Raw genomic sequence first — 25,153 nt, 5'->3', positions numbered from 1 at the left:
ACCATCCTTGCACCACCATTCCTATATGACATGTACAGAATATTTTCCCACATTTAGGTAAAATTAATCCCCGGTTGGTGATTCATTCCAAATTTGATCATGAAAAAACACCCAGAGCCATGCCTCTGAGTGTTGGTTACCAATCTTAATTCGTTTTCAAATGCAATTCCATCGCCTTCGCGAGATTCTTCAAACTAAATGCCCATCGCATGAACTTAGCTTGGTTTGATGATCATAAATATGAACAAAATGACTCCTACGGTAGATGCCGCATAGAAATAGTTACGAGCCTTGGCCCATAGCAGCAGCTGCTCACCAGGGAGTGAGGTCGCTTTCTGATTGGAAGGATCCAACACCCAGCCTCCGAGTTTTTTCTGACTGGGCGTAGCAAAGCCGATGGCAATAATTTGAATGATCACATAAGCCACAAGCGAGCCGATCAACCAAATTTGCATGATGGAGCCGTAATCACCCAACCAAATCAACAACAATCCAGTTAGCACGGCAATCGTACCTCCGATTTTCGGGAAGATCTCCAACCGACTTCCGACGCGCAAGGACATCCGCAATTCCTCAAGCGTTTGTTTTTTTCTTAGCAGCACATGTGCAAAAAACGTTGGACCAACCCCGATAATGGCAGACAAAACATGAATAAGTACAAGAAACTTCATGCAAATTCACCTCTCGCTATGTAATATATAAACAACGCAGTTTATAAGATACAATCTAGAGGAAGAATTTTCTATGAGTGCCGACACCATTAGTGGATATTTTCACCATAATTTCGAATAAAATTTCATCAATTATTATCGTTATTTCCAGCCGTCAGCAAAGGTTCGTACATCATAATTGCGTGGTTATCCGTCACCCATTCATCCCTTACGAGCTGCCCATCTCGATTCATCACTCTACGATGGATTTCATTATGGCGGACATATCCACCCCAGTATTCACGCGTAATTCTGTGGCTCTTCTCATAAATTTCGTAGCTGTGAATATTGGGACTAAGTGCACGCCATTCGCCAACTAAATGGGTATCCGAAACCTGGATCGTCAGCTGATACGGTTCTTGTGTCTCGTTCCGAATTTGCAAATCCAAGTAATTATAGTAACACGTTGCCCCGCTCCCAAAAGGCTGCGATCTCCCCGCATCTGGAAATACATCATAGCTGTGACGATACCTTTCCGTTACCGTAAGCGGCGTGTGCAGCGTCATCCAATAGATCAAATTCGAAAGCTGGCATAAACCGCCGCCAACACCCGTCTTCACCTTTCCGTGAAAAAGCACCATGCCATCGACATACCCTTTCCTACGGGTTGTACTGCCAATTAAGCGCCAATAGGAAAAGGTTTCGCCAGGCTGGATAATTACGCGATTCAACTGCTTAGCAGCGAGTTTCAAATTGATCACTTTGTTATGCTGAAGCCACATATCCACATCTTTCAGCTGTCTTAAAAGAGGTGTACGGTGCGTGAAAGCAAGGTGAGGGAGTATGTCACTCTGCTTATGGGAGGTGTACCTTTTGCCATCGAATAACCAGGCTATATAACGTTTCAATTGGTAAGCTTTAATCCCAAAATAAATCCTTGCACGACTTCGGTGGATCGGTTTTAAGGGCTTACTCATCTTCTGGAAGTCCCCTTTCTCATATCCTCTCCCCATCTTAATTTCAAAATAATTCCAAGTCAACGGACCCAAAGAGAATCTGGCGACACAAATTTGCCTAATTCACACTCCTACGGTTTAAATTGTATCAACTAAAAAAGTTAAAAAGAGCCAGTCTACGACAGGCTCCGCCAATTAAAGAATATATAGTTCAAATTATACTTTATCTTGAAAATGAGGACTATTATGGCCGATAAGCCATGAAATTCTTCGTGATCCTTACAAATGAAATAATTACAGCAAACGATCTTAAAAACAAGCTCTTGTGAATCTATTAAGCCAAATAAATTATTCATCTTTGCTTACCCAATAGAGAGGATCCTTACCTTCCCAAATCACGGCATAAAGTTTTTTAAGAGGAGTAATAACTTTAGCTTTTACCATGCGCTGCTGCAGCTCTGCTTCATTCCACCCCAATTTTTCAAGATTTTTTTTCATTATCTTACCATCCTCAATTAAAACTGTAGGCAGTGGGGAATCAAGGGGGGATTTTATATTCAGATCTGTAGTAGTTACTGGCATAAAGTCAGCTTTTTTTATTACACTAAGATGACCTGTCGTCTCCAGGATAGCTGTTTCAACTTCCGAAAGCTTCGCTATTCCTGACATTCGTAATTCGGATATCAGCATTTGGATTGGAAAGAGAGCTTGATTCATTGTTTTATCTTGAATTTTTCCTTTTTTGATAAGTGTAAATGGATGCCCCGAAATCCACGAAGACCACTTTCGACTCTTCATTGCTAAACCTGAAAGAAGAAAATGTGTCAAATAAACGATAATAACAGCTGTTATCATATCAAGAAAGCGAATCTTCAGATCATATAAGGGCGCGACGAGTAATCCACCCAGTAACCAGAAAAAAACAAAATCGTATGCGGCGAATGTGCCTCCGGTACGACGGGGGAGATATCGACTAATGATGTAAACTAGTAATCCTATAATTAAAGTTCTACAAGCAAACATTAAGGGTTCCAACAAAAATCCATTCACAATTTATGCTCCTTTTGCTGAAGTACTACCAGTGTTCCATTCGGCTCTGCGAGTACTGCCCACAACTGACTCCAATCAAGTATTCCAAATTGCTGATCCAGAGTTCGTTTCAGCCAAGTTTTATCTTTTTTTATTTGTTTTAAACCTTCATTATGGACCCTACCGTCTTGTATTAATGGAACCGTTGACCCTACGGGAATACTCGGAAGCCCATATATTTTTCGTGTAACTGGCCCCGCAGACTCTCTTAAGATCACACCGAGTTTACCAGTTGGTTCAAGCACTGCAGCCCAAGCGTCCGAAATCCTCGGACAACCGTTCCCTCTCAGAAGTGCTAACAATTCATCCAATGTAACTCGTGCCCGAACAAGGTTTCGAGGGACAAGCTTCCCTTGCTCGATTAAAGCAATAGGCTCCCGATCTACTAGGAAAGGTCGTCTAAGATCTAATTTTGATAATAAAACACTAATTCCGCCATATATTACGACGATCACCAACCCTGAAACTAAGGAACTTTTAGGATTTACCATCCGAATACCCGCCAAACCGACTATACCGGCAGCAATTAAGTAATTATGTCCAGACAGAATCCCTACTTGCCGATGCCCTGTCCAGCGAGTCACAATAATTAGAGCTATGTAGAGGACAAAAGCACGAATGGCAAACATCCAAATAGGCAGATTGGATCCTCCAAAAAGTAGTTCTGTCATAAATATCCCTCCAATGCATTCGTCAGGCATTTTGAGCAATCATCTCTTTTTATGAGAATTATGATTCCCCTTGCTTGCTCAGTAGCTCATCTAATTTCTTCATACGCCTCTGGTCTCTGCTTCTTAAAGTCTTTTCATCTTGCCTAAGTGCGATCATTAAGGATGCACACATCCCGATAATAACGATGGCGAAAGGTACTGCTGCAACGATAGAAGCGGTCTGTAAGCCGCTTAAACCGCCACTAATTAACAGTACAATAGCTATAGACGATTGAAGGACGCCCCATACAATTTTTACTTTATTCGTTGGATTGGGATTTCCTTTCGTAGATAGCATACCAAGGACGAAAGTGGCTGAGTCAGCTGATGTAATAAAGAAAGTTATGATCAGCAAAGTAGCAATGAAGGCTATGATGTGACCTAAAGGCAATTGCTCCAGCGTTAAGAACAATGCGGATGTTACATCCTTCTCAGCCGCGGCAGCAATTGGATAATGATCAAACAACTCTATATGGAGACCAGTCCCCCCGAATACAGAGAACCAGATGAAGCTAAAGAGGCTTGGCACTAAAAGAACGCCTAGAACGAACTCCTTAATCGTTCTGCCTTTCGATACTCGAGCGATGAAGGTTCCAACGAATGGTCCCCAAGCGATCCACCAAGCCCAGTAGAATAAAGTCCAAACACCTACCCACGAGCCTTGAGTAAAAGGAGTCATTCTCAAACTCATGTAAACAAGATTTTGCAGATACCCTCCTAGTGTCGAAGTAAATAGATCCAAGATAAAGGAAGTTGGTCCGACTACAAATACAAATGCCATTAATAATACAGCGATGAGTAAATTGGTGTTGCTTAATATTCGGATCCCTTTATCCAGACCGGTCGTGGCAGAGATTAAGAATAAGACAGTCACTACGGCAATTATAACCACTTGAATCATGGGATTTATTGAAATTCCGAACATATGATTCAAACCGCCGTTAATTTGAAGCGCTCCAAGCCCAAGTGAAGTTGCTACGCCGAATGCTGTGGCAATAATAGCAAGTGTGTCGATAAAAGCTCCGACACCTCCTTCTGATACTTTCCCAAGTAAGGGTGAAAATGCAGAGCTTATGAGACCCTTTTTATCTTTCCGGAATTGAAAGTAAGCTAATGTAAGCGAGATGATGGTATAGATCGCCCAAGGATGCACTCCCCAATGAAAGAAGGAATAACGCATAGCTAATCGTGCAGCATCTGTAGTAGCTCCAGTTACCCCTTCAGGCGGTGATAAATAGTGCGATAACGGCTCAGCAACTCCCCAAAATACAAGCCCAATCCCCATTCCTGCACTAAACAACATAGCGAACCAGGAGATGGTTGAATATTCTGGCTCGTCATCATCCTTCCCTAGTCGAATCCGGCCATACTTGCTGAAGGCCAAATAAAAAGCGAAAACTAGAAACCCAAAAGTGGAGATTAAAAAAAACCAACCAAAATTTTTTATAGACATGTCAAAAAGTGAAGTCGCTGTTGCAGCAAGCTGAATTGGAGCAACTGCCCCCCAAAGTACAAAAATCAAAATAATACCTATCGAAATATATAGAACCATATTCTCATACCTTCCTTTGTTCCAGACTCACATATAATCTTTACCTCCATAGGAAAAATAATGCACAAATGAAAAAATAGAGCCCATCAAACCACTGCTATTGGCATAATAGCTCTGGATTGATGAACTCTTACTTTTATACTCGTTAAACCTACTCTACCAGTTTCCATAATCAAGTGAGGAAAGGAAACGACGCCTTCTTTAAGGCAATAGAGATGCTACCTCATTATATTTCCTCCGCTAATTTACGGAACAACCGGTTTGAAGCTGCGTTGCTTGGTGATATGGTGGTTTCTATATACCGTACCTCGGTACATGAAGCTCCGGTTATTAACTCACGTAAAAGAGAATACGCGATTCCCTTTCCTTGATGTTCCGTTGAAACAGCAATTTGCCAAACAAATAGTATTTCAGGATTGGATGGGCAATTCATTCTTGGATACAGCGTACATCAGCGGCCTACCGACACGCGATGCCTCATTCCTCATCTAGTCTGCTCTTGGTAAACTACCTGCCACCGTCATCGCAGATGCAGGATACGGCGGCGAAGAAAACTATGACTATTTAGAGGGAAATGAAGTCGAAGCCGTCGTCAAATATAGCACCTACCACCGCGAGAAAAGTAAGGCGTGGCAAAAAGATATTAGTAAAATCGACAACTGGACGTATAACACCGAACAAGACACATGGACATGCGCGTCGGGACAAACACTTATTTTCCGAAGAGCGAGCAAGGAGAAAACGGAAAGTGGATACGAAATTGAGTATCGCCATTACCGAAGCATAAGCTGTGAAGGATGCCCACTAAAAGCTCAGTGTACGAAAGCTGAAGGTAATCGAGAGGTAAAGGTTAGTCTGAAGTACTTACGTTTGAAAAACCAAGCACGTGAAAAGCTCCGAAGCGAAGAAGGTTACGCCCTTGCGGTTCGGCGTATGATCGAGCCAGAGCCTGTGTTTGGAGACATGAAGAACAACCGTGGTTTTAAAAGGTTTCTGCTTCGAGGCTTACCCAAAGTAAGTCTGGAGGTCGGTTGGCTTTCCCTTGCCCACAATCTGCTCAAGAAAGCAGCTGTAGACACCAAAAACAAAGGAACTAAGCGCAAACAAGTCGCTTAGTTCCTTTTTCATTCAAATTTTCACTTTTTCCAAGGCTTGAGTTTGTCCCGGTAATTATTTAGTAGTTACTTTTGAGACAGCCCCGCTGCTTCTCAAGCTTATGCATTATGCAAATATGATTCCATCGCCTTTGCGAGCTTTTTCATGCCCAGAACGGTAGTTTCTTTATCCGTGTGCGTGTAGTTCAAGCGCATCGTGTTGTACTGCGGATTCTCCGCGTAGAATGTTGCACCGGGAACAAAGGCTACGCCTTCTTTAACCGCAATTTTCAACAGTTCCGCCGCGTTAATTTGCTCAGGAAGCTCGACCCAAATGAACATGCCGCCCTTTGGCTCTTCCCATTTCAGACCCGGCCAGTTCAGCTCTTCGAGCAGCCCTGACATGAACTTCATCCGATCCATATACTGTTCACGGATTAAGGAAATATGAGCGTCCAGATCAAAGTGCTCAAGCAGGTGATACAGTGTTTGCTGGTCGATCGTGCTCGAGTGCAAATCCGCGGATTGCTTGAAGCGTGCAACTTGGCGAATAATCGACTCGTCGCCCATGATCCAGCCTGTACGGAAAGCAGGCGCGACGGTCTTGGAGAAAGTGCTCGTATACACGACATTGCCACCCTCAGCTTTACCGCCAAGCGAGTAGATCGTCGGATAGCTTTCGCTTTCGTTAAACTGGATTTCCCCATAGGGGTCATCTTCCAGAATGAGCACATCCGCACCGCGGCAAATGTCTAGCAAGCCTTGACGACGTTCCAAGCTCCATGCACGACCCGCAGGGTTGGAGAACGTTGGAATGACGTAGACCATTTTGGGATTGTGCTGCGCGATTTTAGCTGCCAAATCCTCGAGAATCATACCATCATTGTCGCTATCAACAGATACGATTTTTGCTCCTTTGGCCTGATACACTTGGATTGCTGCCAAATAGGTCGGACGTTCAACGAGAATGACATCGCCTTCATCAATATATACACGTGTCAAAAGATCGATCGCTTGCTGTGAACCTGTCGTGAGCAGCATCTCGTCTGGGGTAACCAGCATGTTCTTCGCTGCCATCCGTTTACATAAGGATTCACGCAAAGGCTTGTATCCCTCTGTTAATCCGTATTGCAACGCAGACTTTCCGCCGCCAACAACTCTTGTGAACGCTTCGCTAACAGCGTCTAATGGGAAAAACTCTTCAGCAGGCAATCCGCCAGCAAAGGAAATAATCGAGCTCCCTTGAGTCAGCTTAAGAATTTCTCTTACTGCCGACGATGAGAAGCCTTCCAACGATTTAGAAAATCGATATTTCATACAGGGACGCATCCTTTCGCATTTGTAGAAAGCACCCCTCCTCGAATCGTGGAGGTGAGGTGCTTATCCGGGTTGCCATGATAGCTAAGAGATTATATTAACGTAACGTTGCTTCTGTTACTTGTTGGGTTTTTGCGCTTATCGATCAGTCTGTTCACCGCGTCTAGGTAAGCCTTCGCACTTGCTTCCAGAATATCCGTCGAAATACCGCGCCCTTGAACGGAAATCGTGTCTTGTTTCAGAACGACGTGAACTTCACCAAGCGCATCTTTCCCGTGGGAAACGGATTTGATGGAATAGTCATCAAGCTCTACGTTTTCCTTCGTTGCTTTATCAATCGCGTTGTAAATCGCGTCAACTGAACCGTTGCCTACCGCGCTTTCAGCCACTTCGCTGCCATCCTGGAAGCGAACATGAACCGTAGCAGTTGGCGTCATTTGGTTACCGTAGGCAACTTGAAGCGTGCCAAGTGCGAAAATTTCCGGTGTCTCGATCAATTTTTCTTCGATCAGGGCACGAATATCCTCGTCCTCTACCTGCTTCTTGCGATCAGCTAAATCTTTAAACTTGGCAAAAGCTACATTGACTTGCTCGTCGCCGAGCTCGTAGCCGAGATCAATAAGCTTCTCACGGAACGCGTGACGTCCGGAGTGTTTGCCCATTACGAGCTTACTTTCCTTCACGCCGATCGTTTCCGGAGACATAATCTCGTAGGTGGTTTTCTCTTTGAGCATACCATCCTGATGGATGCCGGACTCATGCGCGAAGGCGTTAGCGCCAACAATCGCCTTGTTGCCTGGAACCACCATGCCTGTCAACTTGCTGACGAGACGACTGGTGCGGTAGATCTCATTCAACACAAGCGAAGTCTTCGCTTGGTAGAAGTCTTGGCGTGTTTCCAGCGCCATGACCACTTCTTCGATCGAGGTGTTCCCTGCTCGCTCGCCAATCCCGTTAATGGTACCTTCAATTTGATCGGCACCGTTCAGAACCGCAGCGAGCGCGTTCGCAGTTGCCATGCCTAAGTCGTCATGGCAGTGCGCGCTTAATTGAATCTTCTCAATGCCTGGGACCGTTTCCTTCAGCATTTTGAAAATATTACCGTAATCATATGGTGTCATATAACCAACGGTATCCGGAATATTCACGACAGAAGCGCCAGCACGAATCGCCATGCTTGTTACTTCAGCGATAAAGTCCAGCTCCGTACGTCCAGCATCCTCGAGTGAGAACTCGATTTTGCTGAAATACTTTTTCGCATATTTAATCGCCGCTTCAGCCGTTTCCAACACCTGGTGCTTCTCCATCCGCAGTTTATGCTGACGGTGAATCGGTGAAGTCGCAAGGAAGAGATGGATGCATGGATCCTGTGCACCTTGAAGGGCTTCACGCACAGCTTCGATATCCTGCTCGCGAGAACGAGACAAGCCGATAACTGAAGCGTTCTTAATCGCTCTAGCGACCGCATTCACACCAGCCAAGTCCCCTGGGGATGCCGCAGGAAAACCAGCCTCCATACGATCAACACCAAGCTTCTCTAGCTGCAAGGCAATCTCAACCTTCTCTTGTGTGTTCAGGTTCACACCCGGTGATTGCTCACCATCACGAAGGGTTGTATCAAAAATGTAAATTTTACGCACCATGTCACCTCCTAAAAGTTTCCGATAGAAAACTTGCTTCGTAAGCATTTGCTCTGCTATTTTTTCTAAGTCTGTATAGTATTCACAGGGAGCAATTGGGAAATTCTCCTCAATCACTCCCTGTGGAATGTACAGCTATAAAATTCAATAATGCCGAGTGACTATTTTTTGATCCAGTGCATCATTTCACGCAATTGTCCGCCAACAACTTCGATCGGATGTTGTGCTTCGTTACGACGCGTAGCGTTCATGAATGCGAAGTTGGATTGGTTTTCCAAGATGAAATCGCGAGCGAATTTACCTTGTTGAATATCGGAAAGAACTTCTTTCATTGCTTTTTTCGTTTCAGCTGTGATGATACGAGGACCCGTTACATAGTCACCGTACTCAGCTGTGTTGGAGATGGAACTACGCATGGAAGCAAGTCCACCTTCGTACATCATATCAACGATCAATTTCAATTCGTGTAGACACTCGAAGTAAGCCATTTCAGGTGCATAGCCAGCTTCAACCAATGTTTCGAAACCAGCTTTAACTAGCTCAGAAGCACCGCCACAAAGAACTGCTTGCTCACCGAACAAGTCTGTTTCTGTTTCTTCTTTGAAAGTAGTTTCGATAACGCCTGCACGTGTACAGCCGATACCTTTTGCATAAGCAAGACCGATTGCTTTTGCATTGCCAGTCGCATCTTTTTCGATTGCGATTAGACCAGGTACACCAAAGCCTTCAACGTACGTACGACGTACCATGTGACCAGGGGATTTAGGAGCTACCAAGAATACATCTGTACCTTCAGGAGCAACGATTTGTCCGAAATGGATGTTAAATCCGTGGGAGAACATGATCGCTGAACCTTTTTTCATGTTCGGTTGAATGGACTCACGGTAAACGCGAGCTTGTGTTTCATCCGGCATTAGAATTTGGATAACATCAGCGCGTTGTGCTGCTTCTTCTACAGATACAACTTCGAAACCATCGTTTTTAGCTGCGTTCCATGAACGGCCTTCACGAAGTCCGATAATAACGTTCAACCCGCTGTCACGCAAGTTTTGTGCTTGTGCGTGTCCTTGGGAACCATAACCAACAACCGCAATCGTTTTACCTTTAAGTACTGCTAAGTCTGCATCTTTTTCATAGTAAGTAGTAACTGCCATTCGAATAAATCCTCCTTTGATATAATGAATCCGTTTTGTCTACCCCTTGAGTGGGTGTTTCAACGATTTACCGTGGTACTTCGCTGAAACACCCACTCAAAGAGAGCTTACTTCTCATTGAAACTAGGTGTTTCTTTCTTTATTTAACCGAACCGCGAATCATCGCAGTAACGCCCGTACGGGAAAGCTCACGAATGCCATAAGGACGAAGCAATTCGACCATAGCATCTATTTTATCTGAATCTCCGACAACTTGCACGATCAATGAAGCTGGACCGATATCGACAACTGCTGCGCGGAACGTTTCAACAATCCCTAGAATTTCAGGACGCATAATCGGTTCAGCATTTACTTTAATAAGTGCGAGTTCTCTAGCTACCATAGGGTTGGAGCTCAAGTCCACAACCTTGATAACGTCGATCAACTTGTACAATTGCTTGGAGATTTGCTCCAATGTGTTATCATCACCCGTGGTTACGATAACCATCCGGGAAAGTCCGTTTTCCTCGGACTCTCCTACGGTGATGCTTTCAATGTTAAAGCCGCGGCGTCCGAACAAACCAGATACACGTTGCAGGACACCAGGCTGATTGTTTACGAGTACGGAAACTGTATGTTTAGTTGTCATTCCGAATCCCCCATTAACATGTCACTAATTGTATCGCCGGCTTTAACCATTGGGAATACGTTCTCGCCCTTCGGTACGACGAAATCAATAACGACAGGCCCCGGTGTATCGAGGGCTTCCTGCCATACTCTTCTTGCTTCTTCCTTCGTCGTTGCGCGCAAGCCTTTTACGCCGTAAGCTTCTGCAAGCTTCACGAAGTCAGGGCTTCCTGCCAAGTCAATGTGACTATAGCGATTCTCATAAATAATTTCTTGCCACTGGCGAACCATCCCAAGTACTTGGTTGTTGATAATAACAACTTTAACCGGAATGTTGTTGATCGCACAGATTGCAAGCTCTTGCGCACACATCTGAACGCCGCCGTCTCCATTGATGGAAACAACCAGTTTATCTGGGTTCCCCATTTGAGCGCCGATCGCGGATGGGAATCCGAAGCCCATCGTTCCTAGTCCACCTGATGTTACTAGGGAGCGTGGGTTTTTGAATTTATAGAACTGCGCGGCCCACATTTGATGCTGACCAACGTCTGTCGTAATGATTGCTTCACCTTTGGTTGTTTCGCTAATCATTTCAACAACATATTGCGGCTTAAGCTCAGTCTCTGTTTCACCGTATTTGAGTGGGAACTTCTCTTTGCTTTCTTGCAGCTCAGCGATCCATGCTGCGTTATTCGCAGGCTTCGCTTTCGTATTCGCATACTCCAGAACGGCCTTCACATCACCAACACATGGGATATCCGTCTTCACGTTCTTGCCGATTTCAGCTGGATCTACGTCGATATGAGCGATTACTTTTACCTTTGGAGCAAAACCATTCAAATTCATCGTCACCCGATCATCAAAACGGGAACCGATAGAAATCAATAGATCTGCATTCTGAATCGCTGTATTCGCTGTAAACGTTCCGTGCATCCCTGGCATACCGAGCCATAGCTCGTGTGCACTTGGGAAGCCGCTTAAGCCAAGCAAAGTCGTGGCTACAGGGATCTGTGTTTTATTAACAAATTCGATCAATTCATTGGAAGCATCCGCATAAACAACGCCGCCTCCTGCAATGATTACTGGACGCTCAGCCTCTTCGATGGCTTTGATCAGCTTATCAACTTGCAGCTTATTCGGTTGTACCGTAGGGTTGTAACCACGAATGCTTACATCCTTTGCGGGTTTAAATATCGTTTTATGAGCGGAGACATCCTTTGGTATGTCAATGAGAACCGGGCCCTTACGTCCTGAGTTCGCAATATGGAATGCTTCGTGAATGATACGCGGCAGGTCATTAACGTCTCTTACCAAATAGCTGTGCTTCGTAATCGGCATTGTAATACCTGTAATATCAGCCTCTTGGAAAGCATCCGTACCGATGAAGTTCGTTGCAACGTTACCTGTAATAACCACTAGAGGAACAGAATCCATATATGCTGTAGCAATACCTGTGACTAGATTCGTAGCCCCCGGTCCGGAAGTTGCGATACATACGCCAACTTTGCCAGTTGAACGAGCGTAGCCGTCAGCTGCGTGAATCGCGCCTTGCTCATGTCTAGTCAACAAGTGATTGAAATCATCAAAACCATGCATCGCATCATAGATGTATAATACAGCGCCGCCTGGATATCCAAAGACGCAGTCCACACCCTCCAGCAATAAGCTTCTTAGCAAAATCTCGGAGCCTGTAATCAGGTCTGGTTGCGTCAGCTTCTCAATTAGTTCTTCTTTAGAGCGTTTTGGTTCAGTTTGAACATTCATTGTGATCCTCCTCTCGAAAAGTCAATTCGTGTCATCGTCTACCATGCCATGAAAATAAGAAAAACCCCTATCATCCCGGACACGCACAAAACGTGTTCAACGGGACGAAAGGGGTTTAAGCTTCCGTGGTACCACCCAAATTTGCTATATGCCTCACAGCACATAACCTTAGCAGGAATGTTCAAGAACGAACATTACCCTCAGCACGATAACGTGTGCTCTTCCGGTTCTCCCTACTACGTGCGGGTCATCCACAAGTTTCAGGAAAACAGCTCCGAGGTGACTTCGTATCTAAGGGATTAAGGCGATGGTTTCAGCAAGTCCAACGCTCTCTGCGCATAAGTGCCCTTATTACTTCTTCCTCTTCATAGCGATTCATTCGTATGCTTCACCATATCAAATATGATTAAAGATTATTATATGCATCTGAAAGCCAATAGTCAATAGGTAGATCGAATAAAACGATGGAAAGTGAGAGAAGATAATACCAATTCTATGGAATGATCTGAGGGGGCCTACAATGAATACGTCTCTGCAAGCCCCTTTCCCCCTGACCACATCCCTGCAAGACAATGTCAAATGGCTTCAAGATCAATTAGGCAAAAGTTCAGATGTGTGCTATCGGCAATTAGAAATTGGCGTATATCCGGAAACGAATAGTGTGGCTTTATTTTACATCGATGGACTTGTCCAAACGGAAATTTTGAATGAACACATCACAAAGCCTCTCCTTACCGCTCATGAGAATGCCTCCTATTGGCAGCAGGATATTTGCTTCCACGATTTATTATGCCAGGCGATCACGCTCAGCGAACTAAACTTGAGTACGGAAGGAACCGCTGTTCTCGCTGCCCTTCTAGGGGGAAATACCATCCTTATTGCGGATGGCTATGACGAAGTTATCATCGCAGGTACTGCGGGTTGGGATAAAAGGGCCATAGATGAACCGCAGACGCAAACCGTCGTCCGTGGTCCCAAAGAAAGCTTCACAGAGGATTTGCGAACCAATATTTCTTTGATCCGGAGAAAAATAAAATCGCCTCAGCTTCAGTTTATTTCCTTAAAGATTGGCCGTTATACACAAACGGAAGTCGTGATCACTTATCTGGAGGGTGTCGCTGAGGAAAGAGTGATTGAGGAAGCAACGAAGCGATTGGAACGAATCGATACCGATAGTATTTTGGAAAGCGGCTATCTGGAAGAATACTTAGAGGACGTGACCTATTCTCCCTTTCCTACCATCATGAATTCAGAACGCCCTGATGCCGTAGCCGCAGGTATTCTCGAAGGCCAGATTGCGATTATCGTTGACGGCACCCCCTTTGTCCTGCAGGCGCCTGTTACGTTTTTCAGTTTTTTGCAATCGAGTGAAGATTACTATCAACGCTTTGATATCGCGACATTCATCCGAGGCATTCGGTATATGTCCTTCTTCGTCTCCATGCTGCTGCCTTCCCTCTATATTGCCATCACAACGTTTCATCAGGAAATGCTGCCGACAACCTTACTCATTTCATTAGCCGCACAGCGTGAAGGTGTGCCTTTCCCTGCGATCATCGAAGCCTTTCTTATGGAAATTACTTTCGAGGTGCTTCGTGAAGCAGGTGTCCGTATGCCTCGTGTTATCGGTTCGGCCATCTCCATCGTGGGGGCACTTGTGTTAGGGCAAGCCTCTGTTCAGGCTGGTTTGGTATCGGCAGCCATGGTTATTATCGTTTCCTTCACAGCCATTTCAAATTTTGTGACACCCGCTCTAAATATGGCCGTTGCCGCCCGATTAATCCGCTTCGGCTTAATGCTCCTTGCAGGTACCTTCGGCTTGTTCGGTATTCTAACGGGCTGTATGGCCATCTTGATTCATTTGGCATCACTACGTTCCTTCGGCATCCCTTATCTCACACCTGTCGCCCCGTTAGTTGTTAGTAATCTGAAAGATGCGCTCATTCGTGTGCCCCATTGGTTAGGTAGTTTGAGACCTTTTAGTCGAAGGAACCTAATCAGACAAGCACCTTATGACAAGCCATCTCCGCCTAGAAAAGATCGTTCGTGAGACTTCTTGCAGGAGGTATTCGACATGACAATGAACGTAAGGCGAGGATGGCTGCAGCTACTAACGCTCAGCTTGTGCTGTTTCCTGTTAACAGGTTGTTGGGATCGTAAAGAATTGAACCAGCTTGCCATTACCTCAGCAACCGCCGTTGATTGGGACGGAAAAGTTTGGACCATTTCGTATCAGGTTGTTATCCCACAATCCATCGCCAATCCCAATACGGGGGGCAGCCCTGGCCAGCAGGCACCTGTTATGGTGTTCTCGACGAGTGGTGGTTCCATTCGTGGGGCGGTTCAGCAATCAAGCTTAGAAATGCCAAGGTCTCTTTTTTTTGCTCATAATCGCGTGATTGTTATCGGGGAAAAAGCAGCCAAAGAAGGGATCTCCCAACTCTTGGACGTGTATCTACGCAATTCAGATTCGCGTGAGACAGTGGTATTACTGGTCACCAGCGGTGAAGGAAGAACCATTTTGGAACAAATTGTCCCTTTGGAAAAATTGCCAGGCGCCGCAATTAAAAATATGATTCACAACGAGGCTATGAATGGATCTAATTTTCAGCAGGTTCCCATTTATCAAATGATGATGGGGATCACGAGCGACGCCCCCTTCACACTGGTCCCCGAAATTGTCATCTCTGGTGAAGGTGAGAATACGACAATTGCCACACTTAAGAAAACATCCTTTACCAATAAACTTAAACTTGGCAGAATGGCTGTATTCAAAAAAGATAAATTAGCTGGCTGGTTTACAGCAGAACAGGAATATGGCATCAGTTGGATTCGCGATACCATTCAGCAGACGACCTTGTTCTTTGGTTGCACAGAAGACAGCAAAGATATTAAAGCAGCACTGCGCGTCGATCAGAGCAAAAGCAAATTAAAGCCTATCTTCGCTGACGACGGCCATTTGGTTATGTATGTTGATGTGGAGACATCAGGTACCCTGAATGAGAATGGCTGTCCGAGTGACCCCACGCAACCCAAGGATTTGCATACCATGGAACGAATCGCAAGTGCCGAAATCACACGTCTCATGACCAATGCGTTTCAAGTCGCTGTTCAGAACAATCTAGATGTCTTCCATTTCGCGGATGTGATACATAAGCACGACCCTAAGATTTGGAAAAAGGTTAAGCCCGATTGGGAAGCGCATTTCGCCAAACTTGAATTAGCAACTAACGTGAGAGTGAAGATCACAAGAATCGGTATGAGCGGTAAAGCTTTTAAGGAAATGTCCAAAGAAACAGGTGAGTGATCTGATCTAGCTCACAGTGGGATGAGGTAGAGGGTCTTGGAAGAACGTATTACGAACTATCAACTTATCGTCATGATTATCCTATTCGAAATCGGGAGCACCCCGCTATTTGCGTTAGGGAGCAGTGCGAAGCAGGATTCTTGGCTTGCCATGTTGGCTGCAGCAGTAGCTGGATTCTTCTTATTGCTGATGTTTGTATCCATTCAACGGCGGGCTCCTGAGCAGGACATTGTCGGACTCCTTCGGATCTGTTTTGGCAAAATCGCCGGCAGTGTCCTCGGGGTTTTCTTTGCGATCTATTTTGCTTATGAGTCCATGAGAAACGTCCGTGATTTCGGAGAAATCTCCAATTTAACCTTACTGAACAATACACCTAAATACATCACCATGTTCATCATTCTATTGCTAGCCTCGTACGCGATCATGATGGGGGTAGATACCCTATTTCGGGTGACAGAAACACTGCTCCCTATCGTCGCTATCAGCTATGGCCTCCTTATTTTTCTGATAAGCCTTGCCAATTTGATTCATTTCGATAATGTACTTCCCATTTTGGAAAATGGCTTCAAGCCCATCCTTCATGCCGCATTCCCTGATATGGTCTCTTTCCCGTTCGGGCAGACCATCATCTTCTTCATGGTATGGCATATGCTGCCTGAACGAAATAAAGTGAAGAGGCTTAGTCTCATTGCTTACACCATGGTTTCCCTTTTCTTGGTCTTCATGAATATCATCAACGTAACCGTGCTTGGAACAACACTTGTTGCAAACAGCACACTGCCATTCTTGCAAGCGGTGCAATTGATCGAGGTTGGTGAAATTTTTGAGCGATTGGATGTTCTCGTTACCTTATTGCTCTTTCTTGGTTTATTCGTCAAAATGACGACCTTCTTCTGGGGAGCTGTGTATGCACTCGGGCACATTTTCCCATCTCTCCGGAAAGGTACATGGCTAGTCATTGTAGGCTGCCTGATCTTCATCACTTCTTTCCTTGAACCCAACTATTCGGTACACGTTTGGCTAGGGCTTAAGTTTAGCGTGAAGCTTTACCCGCTTTTTCAGGTGATCATTCCTCTACTCATGTTTATCGTGATCCGCTTTCGGAAGCTCCCAGCCCCACAGGTCACCTCAGACATCTGAGTTCTGCAGCATTTCTCCATTAAGATAAAAAAAGAGCCTGCCCCCTGGTGGGGACAAGCTCTTAGGCATATCGGATCGCTTACGCGTTTACTTTCGCTTTTGCAGCTGTAGCCAAATCGTTGAACGCTTTGGAATCATTCACAGCTAGATCAGCCAAGATTTTACGGTTAACTTCGATACCAGCCAATTTAAGGCCGTGCATCAATTTGCTGTAGCTCAAGCCGTTTTGGCGAGCGCCTGCATTGATACGAGTAATCCAAAGTCTACGGAAGTTACGTTTTGTTTGACGACGGTCACGGTATGCATATACCAATGACTTCATTACTTGCTCTTTAGCTGTTTTAAATAAACGGTGTTTGGAACCGAAATAACCTTTTGCTAATTTCAAAATTTTCTTACGACGGTGAGCGCGAATAAATCCGCCCTTGACTCTTGCCATTGTGAACTACCTCCTGGGATATATAAATGATGTTCGAATGTTATGCTATGTTACAATTAACCTTTGATAAGGGACAGTTGTTGTTGCAAACGACGTACATCGCCAGGAGCCATTGTTGGGTTCGTGGACAATACGCGTTTTTGCTTGGATGATTTACCAGAAAGCAAGTGGTTCTTACCTTGTTTGTATCTCATCACTTTGCCTGTGCCAGTGATTTTGAAACGGCCTTTCAGGCTGCTGTGTGTTTTCATTTTCGGCATGTTGTTGTTCCTCCTAATTTAGTATACTCGCCTAAGTTGTCGCTTTTGGCGTTAAGATCATGATCATGCTTCTTCCCTCAAGCTTAGGAGCACGCTCCTGCGAGGAGATTTCAGCAGTTTCTGTAGCAAGGCGCTCAAGCACTTTGCGACCAATCTCCGAGTGTGCAATTTCACGACCACGGAAACGAACGCTAGCTTTGACTTTATCGCCCTCACCAAGAAACTTAACTGCGTTGCGAAGCTTCGTCTGGAAATCATGTTCATCGATCGTCGCACTCAGGCGAATTTCTTTGATATCCACAATTTTCTGATTCTTACGTGCTTCTTTTTCTTTCTTCTGCGTTTCATAACGGAACTTGCCGTAATCCATAATGCGGCAGACAGGCGGCTTCGCCGTCGGTGCAACGTTTACTAGATCAAGGTTCGCGTCAAGTGCAATTTGAAGAGCTTCGCGAATTGGCGTTATGCCAAGTTGTTCTCCATCCGCCCCAATAAGGCGTACTTCCTTCACACGAATCTCGTCATTAATCATATGGTCTTTGCTAATCGTGTTCCACCTCCATAAAGTATGTAACTCTTCCAAATATAAAAAAGATGCGGGCACAGTGGGCCCACATCTTCATCAATAACAGGTTTAAAACAAACCTATTGAATGTACATGATGATTCATTCAAACCAGCCAACGTTCGTTAGTCAGGTGAGAAGCGGGCGCTTCTGCTTTACTTGAAACATATTATCATCTCATTCTAGAAAAGTCAACTCACTTGTTTACTTTTCATTTCATCCAATCGAATGACACGCGTATGCTCAGTGTGACTCCATTGTTTGTTGTTTTGCGTGAAGAACGCATAGAACGTGATTGGCCACCAAGACAGCATGAAAATCGGATACAGCAACAAATATTTGTACGTCTTCTTATGAGCCTTCTCAATTAACATAGACATCGGAAGCAACACGTAAATAGCCAAGCTGAGTGAATTGATAACCACTGGGTTGACATGAACTAAGGCTGAATCAGCCGTCCCATGCGATGTCATGGATTGTATCCATAGCATAACCGTTAATATAGCACCAAAGAAGAAATTGTATACATTCGCCGAATAGATCGCCGCGTCAATTTTCATCCAGCTTCCTGTTTTAATCCCTTGCCATAGCAGAGGGAAGAAGAAGCGTTTGGCTACTTCAAAGTGACCTTGCATCCAACGTAGACGCTGCTTAGCAGAAGCGTTGAAGGATAGCGGCTTCTCATCGTAAACCCGTGTATCGTAGTTGAAAGTAGGTTTGATCCCCATTTGAATACATCTCATGGAGAACTCAAGATCCTCAACCAAGCTAGTTGCTCGCCATCCAATTTCTTTGAGCAGATTAGAATCGAAACACATGCCCGTACCGCCAAGGTAATTGGCAAGTCCCAAGTTCGATCTAGGTGTTTGGACAAAACGGTTCGCATAGAAGTACGAGATTGCGAATGAACCCGTAATCCATGAGTCATTCGGATTCTTGGTATCCAGGTAAGCTTGAATCACGCGGGAGCCTGAACACAGATCGTTGTTCATGTGGATCAAATAATCAGGACTCACCAGATTGTCTGCATCGAACATGACAACACCGTCGTATTGACGCTCACGCTTCCATAGCTCTTTGAGCATCCATTCAATCGCGTAGCCTTTGCCTCTGAGGTTCGGGTTCCGGCGTTCCATGGCGTACACACCATGTTGGCGTGCGATGTCAGCTGTGTTATCTGTACAGTTGTCACAGATCACGAAGATATCAAATAGCTCTTTCGGGTAATCCAATGTCTTCAAATTCTCAATCAGGGCCCCAACGACTTGTTCCTCATTATGAGCGGCAACCAATACAGCAAACGATTTCTGTGGAGCAAACATCTTCTTGTTTTTGGGACGATACCAACCAAAAAACGTTAAAAACAACTGATACGCACCGATCAAAGCTAAGAAAACCTGAACGGAAAGCATAATCTTGTCTAGCATGAAGCAAAGTCCCCCTTTTTTTGTGCACGTCAGCTATCTTTTTGTATGCCTAGTGCGTTTATGTACAGTCATTCATGATAAAAGTCTAACGGTGAAACAATCGTTTCTGATTTTCCTCTCTTTCCCCCTGTTTGTCAAAGTCTGCAAACTCCGAAAAAGCGTCAGTTCTTTGATATTTGGGAGGTTCGCACACACCGAATAGAGCATGCGCTTGAAATCGGGTCGAAAATGTCTTGTTTTCATCGTTTTTCATATATTGTGTACCAAAAGTTCACCATTTAGACGAACACTACCTTTTCTACGTGGTGACGTCCTTATTATAAATTACTCAGCTATTGGCTGACAACTTTTGCTTAAATACCCTGTTAATGGATAGATCTAACCACCTTACAACATTCGCATAACAAAGTCGTTAACAGTCCGTCGTTCACAATTAGGACATACCAACCTCAGCTGCGGCGGGATATCCGTTCCAATTTTCGGCAACACTAACAAGAGATAATTGCCATGTTACCACACCAATGTTAACGCCAGATTAGTGCAACATTAAATGGAATTTATGAATATTTATCATCCAGTTAATCCCCCTCTAATAAACCCTTCGTACAATAGAAATAGCGAGCAATTCTAAGTTAGAAGGAGGCGGTTACTCATGAGCAGCAAAGTTGTCCATTGGCTTCAGGATCATGAAACACGTCTATTCCACTTCGTCAATCAACGAATCCAACATCATTTTCTCGATCAATTTTTCACGAAAATTACACATTTAGGCGGTGCCACGGCATCGATCATGATCTCTTTATGCATGGCCTGTTTTGGGCAAGGCTCGCTGCGTATAGCTGGAATTCAAGCACTACTTGCTTTAACCATCAGCCATATTCCTGTTGCCATTATGAAAAAGAGATACCCTAGACTTCGCCCCTACCTTGTCCATCCTCAAACAATTACACATAAGAACCCTCTGACGGATCACTCCTTCCCCTCTGGGCATACCACAGCTATTTTCTCATTTATCGTACCTTTCGTTTATGCTCTACCCGTTCTAGGACTCGCATTGATCCCGCTTGCATTAGTTGTTGGTCTGTCGCGGATTTACTTGGGGCTTCATTATCCATCAGATTGTGTTGTAGGTTGCTTGATTGGAACGACGGCATCAATAGTGACAGTCGCATTCTGGGGGTAATTCATGGAACAAGTATCGCGAAAAAGAAGAGTACTCATCCTATCCGAAGGCTTCGGTGCCGGCCATACGCAAGCTGCATTCGCATTGGCCAGTAGTTTGGAGCAACGCTGCGCTACGATCGAAACCCGTGTCGTGGAGCTCGGCTCCTTCCTCCATCCCACGCTGGCCCCCTGGATTCTAGGCGCTTATAAGAAAACCATCGCTGTGCAGCCTAAATTGTATGGTCGCTTATACCGTGCTCAATACCAAAAATCGCTTAATCCGTTGACACAGCTCGCCCTGCATCGCATTTTCTATGCGCAAACGGCAGCTATGATCAGGCATTGGGCACCACAAGCCATCGTATGTACGCATCCTTTTCCCAGCGTCGTTGTGTCTCGATTGAAAAGGGCTGGTTTACACATCCCGTTGTGCACGGTTATCACGGATTACGATGTTCATGGAACGTGGGTCAGCCATGAAGTGAATAAATACATGGTGTCTTCCGAGGATGTGAAGCATAAACTCATCGTACATGGCATCGCGGCTGCCCATGTCGAAATAACAGGAATTCCTGTGCATCCCAGCTTTCGGGAAGCACACGATCGAACGCTGATTCGACAACAATTCGGACTATCTGCGCTGCCTACTGTATTGGTCATGGGCGGTGGTTGGGGCCTCATCGGCGGGGATTCATTGAGCGAGCATTTACTAACGTGGAGAGACCGAATTCAGTTCATATTCTGCTTAGGGCATAACCACAAAGCCATTTCAAAACTAGCAGCAGATCCGCGGTATCAGCACCCTCATATTCACCTGCTCAGATTTACGCAAGAGATCGGCAAGTTGATGGAAGTCTCCGACCTGCTCGTTACGAAGCCAGGAGGAATGACGTGTTCAGAAGGGCTGGCCAAATCGATTCCCATGTTATTCTATGATCCCCTTCCAGGCCAAGAAGAAGAAAACGTGCATTATTTTACTAAACTTGGCTTCGGCGAATCAATCCAATCAGCGGATACGATCTCTCACTGGTTGTCCATGCTGGCTAGCCGCTATGCGGATGTGCAGGCCAAACGTGTTTCCAATCAACAAAGGAAGAGCCAGCTGCCTACGGGTGATGGTTCAGAAGTCATTCTCCAGTTGTTAGGATGAAAAAAACAGACTATCTTTGCTGCGCATTGGCAACATGGATAAGTCTGTTTGTTTGGGAAGCTTATTCAGCTGATTCTTTCGATTCAGCGGCTAAGGCAGAAGCAGAAGCTTGTTTCAGCTGTTCTTGATGTGTAGACAATGCTTCTTGTCCGATTACAACTTCACAGCGATGAATATTCATACCTTGACCTGCGAATTTCGTTTCGTATTCGGTCATTACATGATCCGGGTGAATTCCTTCTACATGAAGATTCAACGAAATATTACGCATTCTTAGACCCATATCCGCAAATGAATTCAATGAGAATTCGAATAAGGATTGCGAATCAGTTTTCAAATGAATTTCGCCCTTTGCGTTCAGAATTTGTTGATATTTGGCAACAAAGCCTGGATGCGTCAGACGTCTTCGCGCGTGCTTTTTCTTCGGCCATGGGTCACTAAAGTTCAAATATACGCGCTCTAACTCACCTTCAGCAAATGCTTCTTCAATATGCTCGATATTGAATAGCATCAGTCTTAAGTTTGGAATGTTAAGCACCGCATCTTCTTCATTCTCCACGGTAATTTCATGTGCAACTTTAGCTTTCTCACTTGCCTTGCGAATTAATTCATCATACATATCCACACCAATGAAATTGATGTCCGGATATTTCTTGCTCATTTCACTAATAAAGCGCCCTTTCCCCATCCCCAGCTCGGCATGAATCGGGTTATTGTTTCCGAACAACTCGGACCATTTGCCTTTATAATCCTTGGCGTTTAGTACAACGAGTTCTTTTTGACGTTCTATATCTTCTCTGATACCTTTTCTGCCCCGTAAACGCATTATTCATTTGCCTCCTACACGCACATGCTTTCGAATACAAATCATAGACGATTCTATAAAAAAAATCAAAACTTTCCTCTAGTAGATGAATGGAAGAATAAAAGAAAACACCTTCCGAAATGGAAGGTGCTTCGCTCTTAGAAGCTGTTTATTTGTAGCTTTCGTCTCTTCTTTTATTATTACTTCGTAGACCTGCTAAACCCAATAAACCTACCAGACCTAACCAACCCCAATCCATATCATTGTCATTATCCGTGGTTGCATTAGCTCGATAAGAATTAGTACCATAAGTGCTAGGTGTTGTTGTTGAAAGGCTTTTCGTACTCATTCTATCCACCATGTTTGCGCTGCGATCGACACCCCGCTCAATCGCATTGGCTCCGCGTTGGACACCTCTCTCAACCGCATTAGCCCCTTTTTCAACAGGATTCGTTCCATATCCATTCATATGGTCCATAACGCCAGTGCCTCTCCCGGGTGTCCCATAGCCAGAATACGTGTTTGGGGTCGTTAGATTCCCATTATAAATGCCGTTCGTTCCATTTCCACTAAAGTTCTGTGAACTGACGCCCGTCCCAAGCCCCATTCCCGGTGAGGTGGCATCATAATTGCTTCCTGTGTAGCCCGTTGAAGTCGTAGTCCCCGTTGTCCCTGTCCCCAATGTCCCAATTGGTGATCCCGTTCCGACTGCATTTCCTGTATCCATTTGCGTTGCCTGAACCCCTGATGCCCCCATACTTAAAGCTGTTGTCAATGCTACCGCCAAAGTTATCGTACGAAACTTTTTCATGTAGTCCATTCCCCTCTCAGCTCGTAATTGTGGTGCAAAGTTATCATGCTCGTAGTTGCGAGGTTTTATCGGGGGACTTGTTGGAAAGGCAGGGGTCGCTTTCATGCGCAAATTTCGCTACAATATAGGTTGAACAAAACGACAACACAGTCCTCCAAAGGCGGGATTTTGCGGAAAGAGAAGTAACTGAAAGAAAGGATATGTCCTATGTCTACAATGATCCAGGAATCACCTCAGCTTTGGGGCGATAAACGTTTCCATACATGGAATTATGAAATGCGCGAGAATTTAGGCGGTAAAGTATTCAAAGTCATGTTAGATGCTGGTTTCACATGTCCTAATCGGGACGGTAAGATTGCAACTGGCGGCTGTACCTTCTGCAGTGCACGTGGATCAGGAGATTTCGCTGGAAGTCGCCGCGACGATCTTGTCACACAATTTAACAAGATCCGTGATCTGCAGCATCAAAAATGGCCGGAAGCCAATTACATTGGCTATTTTCAGGCTTACACGAATACCTATGCGCCCGTTGAAGAGCTGCGGGAGTACTATGAAGAGATTTTGAAACAGCCTGGTGTTGTCGGCTTATCTATCGCCACGCGGCCAGATTGCTTGCCAGATGATGTCATTGAATATCTAGCTGAATTGAATCAGCGCACCTATTTATGGGTGGAAATGGGTTTACAAACCGTGCATGAATCCACTTCCGTACTGATCAATCGCGCCCACGATACCCAATGTTATTTGGATGCTGTTGCTAAGCTGCGCAAACATAATATTCGGGTGTGTGCACACATTATTTATGGCTTACCTGGAGAAACCCACGAGATGATGCTGGATACAGGGAAAGCTGTTGCTCAAATGGATGTACAAGGCATTAAGATTCATTTGCTTCATCTCATGCGCAAAACACCGATGGTGAAACAATATGAAGCTGGTTTGTTGCAGTTCTTGGAGAAGGATGAGTACGTCAAACTAATCGTGGATACTTTGGAGATTTTACCACCAGAGATGATCGTTCATCGACTCACCGGAGATGCTCCGCGAGATCTACTGATCGGACCGATGTGGAGTCTTAAGAAGTGGGAAGTGTTGAACGCTTTTGATAAATTGCTCACTGAGCGGAATACGTGGCAAGGGAAGTATTGGGCGGGGAAAGCTGAGCAAGTATGAGTTAGACTATATCTGCATGCCGAAAGAGCATCCTGGAGGAGAAATCAGGGTGCTCTATTTACGATAGAGCGAGCTCGATCACGCGAATAAGGCCCGAAAAGGGCCTTATTCAGTGGCGCTTCCACTGCGACGAGCTCGATCATAAGCTTTAGCGCCCTTTTGGGGCGTTAATGCCGCGTTCCACTCGCTCGATCACGCGTATAAGGCCCGAAAAGGGTCTTATTCAGTGGCACTTTCGCTGCGACGAGCTGGATCACAAGCATTAACGCCCTTTTGGGGCGTTAATGAATTTAGACTTAGTAGTGGACACAACGAATTGGGGAGTTAGATAATAGACCTATCCAAATTACGAGGTGTCCGAGATGAGTGAATTCCGCCAAC

24 protein-coding genes and 1 other annotated feature are annotated in these 25,153 nt (G+C 45.0%); of the genes, 7 read left to right on the top strand and 17 right to left on the bottom strand.

What is annotated here, in order from left to right; genetic code table 11:
- Window positions 1-215: 215 nt before the first annotated feature.
- From ASG89_RS07045 to ASG89_RS35460, 6 genes are all read right to left on the bottom strand, one after another.
- The gene (locus tag ASG89_RS07045) at window positions 216-671 is read right to left on the bottom strand and encodes a DUF2269 family protein (RefSeq protein WP_057309888.1); all 456 of its coding nucleotides are present in this window, start codon (window positions 669-671) and stop codon (window positions 216-218) included.
- Between the two features lie 128 nt (window positions 672-799).
- Window positions 800-1,627 carry a VanW family protein gene (locus ASG89_RS07040; RefSeq protein ID WP_057309989.1) on the bottom strand — a complete coding sequence of 276 codons (828 nt, stop codon included), beginning with the start codon at window positions 1,625-1,627 and terminating at the stop codon, window positions 800-802.
- Window positions 1,628-1,954: 327 nt separating this feature from the next.
- The gene (locus ASG89_RS07035) at window positions 1,955-2,656 is read right to left on the bottom strand and encodes a DUF421 domain-containing protein (protein ID WP_057309887.1); all 702 of its coding nucleotides are present in this window, start codon (window positions 2,654-2,656) and stop codon (window positions 1,955-1,957) included.
- On the bottom strand, window positions 2,653-3,366 hold the full coding sequence (locus ASG89_RS07030; RefSeq protein WP_057309886.1) for a DUF421 domain-containing protein: 714 nt from the start codon (window positions 3,364-3,366) through the stop codon (window positions 2,653-2,655). The genes ASG89_RS07035 and ASG89_RS07030 overlap by 4 nt, the downstream gene beginning before the upstream one ends.
- Before the next feature lie 58 nt (window positions 3,367-3,424).
- On the bottom strand, window positions 3,425-4,957 hold the full coding sequence (locus ASG89_RS07025) for a glycine betaine uptake BCCT transporter (protein ID WP_057309885.1): 1,533 nt from the start codon (window positions 4,955-4,957) through the stop codon (window positions 3,425-3,427).
- 226 nt (window positions 4,958-5,183) lie between these two features.
- Window positions 5,184-5,390, bottom strand: a complete 207-nt coding sequence (locus tag ASG89_RS35460) for a GNAT family N-acetyltransferase (protein WP_082592842.1) — start codon at window positions 5,388-5,390, stop codon at window positions 5,184-5,186.
- An 89-nt stretch (window positions 5,391-5,479) separates the two neighbouring features.
- Between ASG89_RS35460 and ASG89_RS35455 the strand changes: the two genes are divergently transcribed.
- Window positions 5,480-6,073, top strand: a complete 594-nt coding sequence (locus tag ASG89_RS35455) for a transposase (protein WP_235549652.1) — start codon at window positions 5,480-5,482, stop codon at window positions 6,071-6,073.
- A gap of 98 nt (window positions 6,074-6,171) precedes the next feature.
- On the opposite strand, the gene ASG89_RS07015 is transcribed toward ASG89_RS35455, so the two are convergent.
- From ASG89_RS07015 to ilvB, 5 genes are all read right to left on the bottom strand, one after another.
- Complete coding sequence (locus ASG89_RS07015) at window positions 6,172-7,368, bottom strand: PLP-dependent aminotransferase family protein (RefSeq protein WP_057309884.1); 1,197 nt, start codon at window positions 7,366-7,368, stop codon at window positions 6,172-6,174.
- A gap of 92 nt (window positions 7,369-7,460) precedes the next feature.
- Window positions 7,461-9,008, bottom strand: coding sequence for a 2-isopropylmalate synthase (locus tag ASG89_RS07010; protein ID WP_057309987.1), 1,548 nt, complete (start codon window positions 9,006-9,008; stop codon window positions 7,461-7,463).
- Between the two features lie 161 nt (window positions 9,009-9,169).
- Window positions 9,170-10,162, bottom strand: coding sequence for a ketol-acid reductoisomerase (ilvC, locus tag ASG89_RS07005; RefSeq protein WP_057309883.1), 993 nt, complete (start codon window positions 10,160-10,162; stop codon window positions 9,170-9,172).
- 139 nt (window positions 10,163-10,301) lie between these two features.
- Window positions 10,302-10,790: an acetolactate synthase small subunit gene (gene ilvN, locus ASG89_RS07000; protein ID WP_056609108.1), complete on the bottom strand. Its 489-nt coding sequence runs from the start codon at window positions 10,788-10,790 to the stop codon at window positions 10,302-10,304.
- Window positions 10,787-12,532, bottom strand: coding sequence for a biosynthetic-type acetolactate synthase large subunit (gene ilvB / locus ASG89_RS06995; protein WP_057309882.1), 1,746 nt, complete (start codon window positions 12,530-12,532; stop codon window positions 10,787-10,789). Before ilvB ends, ilvN begins: the two co-directional genes overlap by 4 nt.
- A gap of 520 nt (window positions 12,533-13,052) precedes the next feature.
- Between ilvB and ASG89_RS06990 the strand changes: the two genes are divergently transcribed.
- The 3 genes from ASG89_RS06990 to ASG89_RS06980 are packed head-to-tail and all read left to right on the top strand — an operon-like array spanning window position 13,053 to window position 16,979.
- Entirely contained in the window at window positions 13,053-14,582 is a 1,530-nt protein-coding gene (locus tag ASG89_RS06990) for a spore germination protein (RefSeq protein ID WP_057309881.1), read from the top strand.
- A 24-nt stretch (window positions 14,583-14,606) separates the two neighbouring features.
- Complete coding sequence (locus tag ASG89_RS06985; protein WP_057309880.1) at window positions 14,607-15,839, top strand: Ger(x)C family spore germination protein; 1,233 nt, start codon at window positions 14,607-14,609, stop codon at window positions 15,837-15,839.
- 36 nt (window positions 15,840-15,875) lie between these two features.
- Entirely contained in the window at window positions 15,876-16,979 is a 1,104-nt protein-coding gene (locus tag ASG89_RS06980) for a GerAB/ArcD/ProY family transporter (RefSeq protein ID WP_235549647.1), read from the top strand.
- A gap of 79 nt (window positions 16,980-17,058) precedes the next feature.
- Here the strand turns inward: ASG89_RS06980 and rplT are convergent, their stop codons facing one another.
- From rplT to ASG89_RS06960, 4 genes are all read right to left on the bottom strand, one after another.
- Complete coding sequence (rplT, locus tag ASG89_RS06975; RefSeq protein ID WP_028553998.1) at window positions 17,059-17,418, bottom strand: 50S ribosomal protein L20; 360 nt, start codon at window positions 17,416-17,418, stop codon at window positions 17,059-17,061.
- 56 nt (window positions 17,419-17,474) lie between these two features.
- Window positions 17,475-17,678: a 50S ribosomal protein L35 gene (gene rpmI, locus ASG89_RS06970; RefSeq protein WP_028553997.1), complete on the bottom strand. Its 204-nt coding sequence runs from the start codon at window positions 17,676-17,678 to the stop codon at window positions 17,475-17,477.
- Between the two features lie 31 nt (window positions 17,679-17,709).
- Window positions 17,710-18,210, bottom strand: coding sequence for a translation initiation factor IF-3 (gene infC / locus ASG89_RS06965; protein ID WP_056609101.1), 501 nt, complete (start codon window positions 18,208-18,210; stop codon window positions 17,710-17,712).
- A gap of 50 nt (window positions 18,211-18,260) precedes the next feature.
- Window positions 18,261-18,404: a sequence feature (ribosomal protein L20 leader region), on the bottom strand.
- A 29-nt stretch (window positions 18,405-18,433) separates the two neighbouring features.
- A complete protein-coding gene (locus tag ASG89_RS06960) occupies window positions 18,434-19,669 on the bottom strand; it encodes a glycosyltransferase family 2 protein (RefSeq protein WP_057309879.1) in 1,236 nt (411 codons plus the stop codon).
- 652 nt (window positions 19,670-20,321) lie between these two features.
- Between ASG89_RS06960 and ASG89_RS06955 the strand changes: the two genes are divergently transcribed.
- Both ASG89_RS06955 and ASG89_RS06950 read left to right on the top strand, forming a co-directional pair.
- The gene (locus ASG89_RS06955; protein WP_057309878.1) at window positions 20,322-20,852 is read left to right on the top strand and encodes a phosphatase PAP2 family protein; all 531 of its coding nucleotides are present in this window, start codon (window positions 20,322-20,324) and stop codon (window positions 20,850-20,852) included.
- A gap of 3 nt (window positions 20,853-20,855) precedes the next feature.
- A complete protein-coding gene (locus ASG89_RS06950) occupies window positions 20,856-21,983 on the top strand; it encodes an MGDG synthase family glycosyltransferase (protein ID WP_057309877.1) in 1,128 nt (375 codons plus the stop codon).
- 61 nt (window positions 21,984-22,044) lie between these two features.
- Here ASG89_RS06950 and trmB read toward each other — a convergent pair whose 3' ends face one another.
- Entirely contained in the window at window positions 22,045-22,809 is a 765-nt protein-coding gene (trmB, locus tag ASG89_RS06945; RefSeq protein WP_057309876.1) for a tRNA (guanosine(46)-N7)-methyltransferase TrmB, read from the bottom strand.
- A gap of 148 nt (window positions 22,810-22,957) precedes the next feature.
- On the bottom strand, window positions 22,958-23,599 hold the full coding sequence (locus tag ASG89_RS37490) for a WGxxGxxG family protein (RefSeq protein WP_057309875.1): 642 nt from the start codon (window positions 23,597-23,599) through the stop codon (window positions 22,958-22,960).
- A 207-nt stretch (window positions 23,600-23,806) separates the two neighbouring features.
- On the opposite strand from ASG89_RS37490, the gene ASG89_RS06935 reads away from it, so the two are divergent.
- On the top strand, window positions 23,807-24,772 hold the full coding sequence (locus tag ASG89_RS06935; RefSeq protein WP_057309874.1) for a TIGR01212 family radical SAM protein: 966 nt from the start codon (window positions 23,807-23,809) through the stop codon (window positions 24,770-24,772).
- Window positions 24,773-25,153: the final 381 nt, after the last annotated feature.

The organism is Paenibacillus sp. Soil766 (assembly GCF_001428105.1).
Taxonomy (GTDB): domain Bacteria; phylum Bacillota; class Bacilli; order Paenibacillales; family NBRC-103111; genus Paenibacillus_E.
The sequence above is the reverse complement of the archived record's forward strand: the minus strand, read 5'-3'. Positions and strand labels throughout refer to the sequence as shown.

Excerpts from the sequence above, each read along its gene's own strand:
- ASG89_RS06985 (WP_057309880.1), top strand. The coding sequence starts at position 14,607 with ATGACAATGAACGTAAGGCGAGGATGGCTGCAGCTACTAACGCTCAGC.
- ASG89_RS06950 (WP_057309877.1), top strand. The coding sequence starts at position 20,856 with ATGGAACAAGTATCGCGAAAAAGAAGAGTACTCATCCTATCCGAAGGC.
- ilvC (WP_057309883.1), bottom strand. The coding sequence starts at position 10,162 with ATGGCAGTTACTACTTACTATGAAAAAGATGCAGACTTAGCAGTACTT.
- ASG89_RS35460 (WP_082592842.1), bottom strand. The coding sequence starts at position 5,390 with ATGAATTGCCCATCCAATCCTGAAATACTATTTGTTTGGCAAATTGCT.
- ASG89_RS07025 (WP_057309885.1), bottom strand. The coding sequence starts at position 4,957 with ATGGTTCTATATATTTCGATAGGTATTATTTTGATTTTTGTACTTTGG.
- ASG89_RS07045 (WP_057309888.1), bottom strand. The coding sequence starts at position 671 with ATGAAGTTTCTTGTACTTATTCATGTTTTGTCTGCCATTATCGGGGTT.
- ASG89_RS06960 (WP_057309879.1), bottom strand. The coding sequence starts at position 19,669 with ATGCTAGACAAGATTATGCTTTCCGTTCAGGTTTTCTTAGCTTTGATC.
- ilvN (WP_056609108.1), bottom strand. The coding sequence starts at position 10,790 with ATGACAACTAAACATACAGTTTCCGTACTCGTAAACAATCAGCCTGGT.
- infC (WP_056609101.1), bottom strand. The coding sequence starts at position 18,210 with ATGATTAATGACGAGATTCGTGTGAAGGAAGTACGCCTTATTGGGGCG.
- ASG89_RS37490 (WP_057309875.1), bottom strand. The coding sequence starts at position 23,599 with ATGAAAAAGTTTCGTACGATAACTTTGGCGGTAGCATTGACAACAGCT.
- ASG89_RS07030 (WP_057309886.1), bottom strand. The coding sequence starts at position 3,366 with ATGACAGAACTACTTTTTGGAGGATCCAATCTGCCTATTTGGATGTTT.
- ASG89_RS07040 (WP_057309989.1), bottom strand. The coding sequence starts at position 1,627 with ATGAGTAAGCCCTTAAAACCGATCCACCGAAGTCGTGCAAGGATTTAT.
- rpmI (WP_028553997.1), bottom strand. The coding sequence starts at position 17,678 with ATGCCGAAAATGAAAACACACAGCAGCCTGAAAGGCCGTTTCAAAATC.
- trmB (WP_057309876.1), bottom strand. The coding sequence starts at position 22,809 with ATGCGTTTACGGGGCAGAAAAGGTATCAGAGAAGATATAGAACGTCAA.
- ASG89_RS06955 (WP_057309878.1), top strand. The coding sequence starts at position 20,322 with ATGAGCAGCAAAGTTGTCCATTGGCTTCAGGATCATGAAACACGTCTA.
- ASG89_RS06990 (WP_057309881.1), top strand. The coding sequence starts at position 13,053 with ATGAATACGTCTCTGCAAGCCCCTTTCCCCCTGACCACATCCCTGCAA.
- ilvB (WP_057309882.1), bottom strand. The coding sequence starts at position 12,532 with ATGAATGTTCAAACTGAACCAAAACGCTCTAAAGAAGAACTAATTGAG.
- rplT (WP_028553998.1), bottom strand. The coding sequence starts at position 17,418 with ATGGCAAGAGTCAAGGGCGGATTTATTCGCGCTCACCGTCGTAAGAAA.
- ASG89_RS07015 (WP_057309884.1), bottom strand. The coding sequence starts at position 7,368 with ATGAAATATCGATTTTCTAAATCGTTGGAAGGCTTCTCATCGTCGGCA.
- ASG89_RS06935 (WP_057309874.1), top strand. The coding sequence starts at position 23,807 with ATGTCTACAATGATCCAGGAATCACCTCAGCTTTGGGGCGATAAACGT.